This is a genomic window from Kitasatospora sp. NPDC004669 (assembly GCF_040609455.1).
GTDB lineage: Bacteria > Actinomycetota > Actinomycetes > Streptomycetales > Streptomycetaceae > Kitasatospora.
Window position 1 is genome coordinate 1 of record NZ_JBEXKB010000179.1, and the last position, 3,912, is coordinate 3,912.

General features: G+C 67.5%; 5 protein-coding genes. 2 read left to right on the forward strand and 3 right to left on the reverse strand.

Features of this window, described 5'->3' with window-relative positions; genetic code table 11:
• A partial coding sequence (locus tag ABZW30_RS46590; RefSeq protein ID WP_355677425.1) for a DUF664 domain-containing protein occupies window positions 1-203 on the reverse strand: 203 nt, incomplete at its 3' end.
• A 5-nt stretch (window positions 204-208) separates the two neighbouring features.
• Between ABZW30_RS46590 and ABZW30_RS46595 the strand changes: the two genes are divergently transcribed.
• Complete coding sequence (locus ABZW30_RS46595) at window positions 209-337, forward strand: hypothetical protein (protein WP_355677426.1); 129 nt, start codon at window positions 209-211, stop codon at window positions 335-337.
• Between the two features lie 473 nt (window positions 338-810).
• A complete protein-coding gene (locus tag ABZW30_RS46600) occupies window positions 811-1,767 on the forward strand; it encodes a hypothetical protein (RefSeq protein WP_355677427.1) in 957 nt (318 codons plus the stop codon).
• Window positions 1,768-1,994: 227 nt separating this feature from the next.
• On the opposite strand, the gene ABZW30_RS46605 is transcribed toward ABZW30_RS46600, so the two are convergent.
• Window positions 1,995-2,750 carry a hypothetical protein gene (locus ABZW30_RS46605; RefSeq protein WP_355677428.1) on the reverse strand — a complete coding sequence of 252 codons (756 nt, stop codon included), beginning with the start codon at window positions 2,748-2,750 and terminating at the stop codon, window positions 1,995-1,997.
• Between the two features lie 299 nt (window positions 2,751-3,049).
• Window positions 3,050-3,310: a DEAD/DEAH box helicase family protein gene (locus tag ABZW30_RS46610; RefSeq protein WP_355677429.1), complete on the reverse strand. Its 261-nt coding sequence runs from the start codon at window positions 3,308-3,310 to the stop codon at window positions 3,050-3,052.
• Window positions 3,311-3,912 lie beyond the last annotated feature (602 nt).

The following is a 3,912-nucleotide window of genomic DNA, read 5'->3' on the forward strand; positions in this document are numbered from 1 at the left end:
GGGGAAGGGCGGTCGAAGACCTCGCCGAAGTACCTGGCCTCGACGGTGGCCACGTGTTTGACCAGGCCGAGGAGGTTGGTCCCGGTCGCTGTCAAGGGTCGGCGGGCGTCGTATTCGGACAAGCCGTCGAGCTTCCACAGCAGCGCCTCGCGGTCCCGCCGCAGTCTCCCGTGCAGGTTGTCTTTCGCGAATTCATCGATCATGCGGCATGAGCCTGCCATGGGCTGCTTGTGATCTCAAGATCCCGTACGTGGTCCGCAACGACTGGCAGAGCCGAGGCCTGGCCATGGCCGTCGCCCTGACCTGCTACAAGAAGCTCGCGAAACTTGCCACGTGAGACATCCTCTAAAGCAGCGCCTGTCTGCATTTCCAATGGCAGGCGGACGCCCGGCCATTTTCCGGCGCCACTTTTTCACAGGCAGTCCCAGGCACGCTCTCGCCATGACCGGAAAGGCACCCCAACAGGCAACCTGCCCACTCCACAACAAATACACGACACGCAATCCCGGAGCCTGCCCCATCACCCAACAGAGCACAATTCAGGACCACCTGCGCGCACTACTCGACCGCGAGGCTGGCCAACCACTCGACCTCACCCGCCGCCGGCCCCACGACCGACCCACCCGCCGCGCCATCCACTTCCTCGCCCGCCGCATTGGCCTGCGCCGCCGGTACGGCCGGGGCCTCGGCTGACGGGACAAGGCGTCCAACCGAGCGGTGGCGCGCCGGTTCACTGTCTTCAGTCCGAAGGACATTGGGTGCCCGGCACGCCGCCCGGCGGGCGTAGGAAGGCCCATCTACCGTGCCACCATGACGACCCTGACCAGCCTCCTCGACTACGCCAGCCTCGTCCCCGGCCCAATCCCCTCGGTCTCCCCGCTATCGGACCAAAGCGGCAGCTCAGGCGGGCCCCTATGGGCGACCCTCCTCGTAGGCCTCCTCGGCGGCTTGCTCGGTGGCACAGGCACCTACTTCGGCGCACGGCGCTCCGCACGATCGGCCCGCCAAAGCGCCGAAAAGAGCCTGAAGCACGAGCGGACTCGCCTGCTCAACGAACGCTTCACCACCGCGGCCGAACTCCTCGGCCATGACGAAGCAGCCTGCCGCCTCGCCGGCGTCCATGCCATGGCCGGACTCGCCGACGACTGGACCAAACGCCGACAGACCTGCATCAACGTCCTCTGTGCCTACCTCCGCATGCCCTACTCACCACAACCCGACGACACCGCACCGGCCGAAGAACGCCTGAACTGGCAAGCCAACCGCGAAGTCCGCCGCACCGTCGTCCGAACCATCGGCGACCACCAGCAGGTCACACAAGCCCCGTCCACAACATCCTGGGACGGACACGACTACGACTTCACCGGCACCGTCTTCGACAGTGGAGACTTCAGCAGCGCTCGATTCACTGGCGAGGTGAGGTTCAAGGACACCAAGTTCACCGGCGGCAGGGTGAGCTTCAGAGGCGCCGAGTTCTCCGAGGGCAGCAAGGTGACCTTCTACCGTGCCGAGTTCACCAAGGGCAGCACGGTGAGCTTCAAAGGCGCCCAGTTCACAGAGGGCAGCACGGTGGGCTTCAGAGGCGCCCAGTTCACCGGCGGCACGGTGGACTTCAGGGGTGCCCAGTTCACCGGCGGCACGGTGGACTTCAGCAAGGTGGGCTCGTGGACGGTTCCGCTGGTTTTCGACAATGGGGTCCTGGCCCACCCTCCCGCGGGCCTGCTCCTACCGACGCCCGATAGCACCGGAGAGGCGGCCACCAGCTGACGACGCCCATCAGAGTTCGTCTCCGTCTCGGTCCGGCGCCATACGGGAGAACGCATGCAAGGCGGGAAGCCGTGAACGGGGCGAGCAGCCGACGGTCGATCGCCTCGGCCAGCCCCAGGGTGGCTATATCGGTGGGAGTCGAGAGCACGTGTCGCTGAGAGGTGAGAGCACCATGTGGCCCGGAGAAGCCATGTTGCCGACTTCTGGCAGCGTGTCGGTTCTTGACGTCAGACGGGCCAGGTTCCGAGCGCGAGGGCGAGCCGTTCGGTCTGCTCTGGGGTGATTCCCTGGGCAAGCCGTACGCCGGACCGCGGACTATAGGGACCGTCGCACTGGAGGATGCCGCCGTGGGGTCGCTCGCCGCCGCTGAGCGGCGACTCGCCGGGCAGCGACCAGTGAGCCGCCTCCCAAAGAGGGTGGTCTAGGAGCAGCGCCGCCACACTCGGGGCCTCGTCGGCCGGGGCGCCGATCTGGACCAGCGCCTGGGCGATCACGTCGGCCGCGTCTGCGGGGGCGTCATCGTCACCGAGCGCGGGCAGCAGGAGCAGCAGTCGGGCGTGGGGGTCGTGGATGCCCGGGGCGGTGCGGTCCGGCGTGTTGGCGATGTGGATCAGTTCCGGCCAGGAGAGGCCAGGGCCGGCCTGGTGCCCATCGACGGTGGCGAGATAGCCGTGCCGTCCAGATTGCCAGTCGGGGTGGGTGACGAAGTACTCCGTCCCGCTGTCGTCCGGGAGATTGCGGCTCATCACGACAGCGGTGTGTCCGCCGCCGAACGGGATGCGGAACACGGGCCAGTTCCCGTTGGCCGCCAGTGCCTCGTAGGCGGCGTCGGCGTCGGCCTCGTCCGCTCCGAACCACTCGGCCGCCGGTTCACCGTCCTCGGTCTCGCACATCCACATCAAGTAGGTGGCCCAGAACCCCGGGTGGGAGAGCAGTTCATCGCCCGCCACCAGCGGGTCGCCGTCATGTCCGTCGATCAGCACGGGGCAAGACTGCCAGCATCCACCAGCACACCGCAGGCGGGGGTGCCAGAGCCGACACCTCGCCGGACTGCTGTTGTTTCTCAGCGAGATTTCGCGGGCGCGAGATCACCACGCGATGCTGAAACTCAGCGACAAGCGATGCTGGCTGTAACCAACGCAGCCACCCAGGGAGACCACCTGCGGGCCGTACACCCGCTGGTCGTCCATGGAGCAGGCCAACTCCTCCAGCAGCGGCTGCATCGCCCCCTCACGCCGCCGCACCCCTGCCTTCGGCGGCGCCCAGATCCTCGGCGTCGCGGTCATGTAGAGCCGCCGCTGCGCCGGGATCCGCAGACCATCAGGGCCAGCGGCGCCAGCTTCTGGCCGGCCGCCGCCCCCACGTACGACTTGCCCGACCCCGTGGCCATCTGCGTGGTCACCCGAAGCCCCGTCGGCGCGCTCTGCCCGGGACGCAGCATCAGGCCGCGCACGATGGCCTCCAGCGCCTCCACCTGGTGCGGGCGCAGCGTGATCTCCTCGGACTCCTGAGCGGCCATCAGGCCCGGCTCCACAACGCTCACAGAAAGGTTCTCCCCTCGAATTCCCCGGACCGGACCCGGGGCTCTGACAGGAACTGCTGACGGCGCGTTTCTGATACATTCCCGGCTGGGCAGATGAGCCAGAGAGGACCGGAATTCAATCCGAGTGAGAACGGATATCCGCAGCCTATCAGTCAGTCCAAGAGAATTCCGGAGAATGCGGAAATCGCCGGGTCCACCCACCCCATCCGGCAGGGTTCCCTGACAGTCCAAGACTGATACATCGGTGCCGTGGCTCACCCTGCCAGGGAAGCGCACCCCACCCGTCGGCCGCAGTCGAAACCCGGTCTAGGCCAAGGTCTAGACCAATCTTGGAGGAGTGAAGCGGGCCCGCACGCGCCCCCCACGCCCACCCCTCCCCCTAGTCAGCCCGCAGTGAGATCAGCAAGAATTCCAGCTCAGCAATGTGACTGAGGCTCAGCCATGGCCACCATGGAGCGAAGCGGAGTGGTGGCAGCCCGCGCGCGGAGCGTCGGGCCCACCCGGGCTTCGCCCGGGTGCGGACACGCGGAGCGGGTCCGTCGCCCGGGCGAAGCCCAGGCGCGAACGGAGGGCCGAAGGCCCGTAGGGACCCGCTCCGCGGG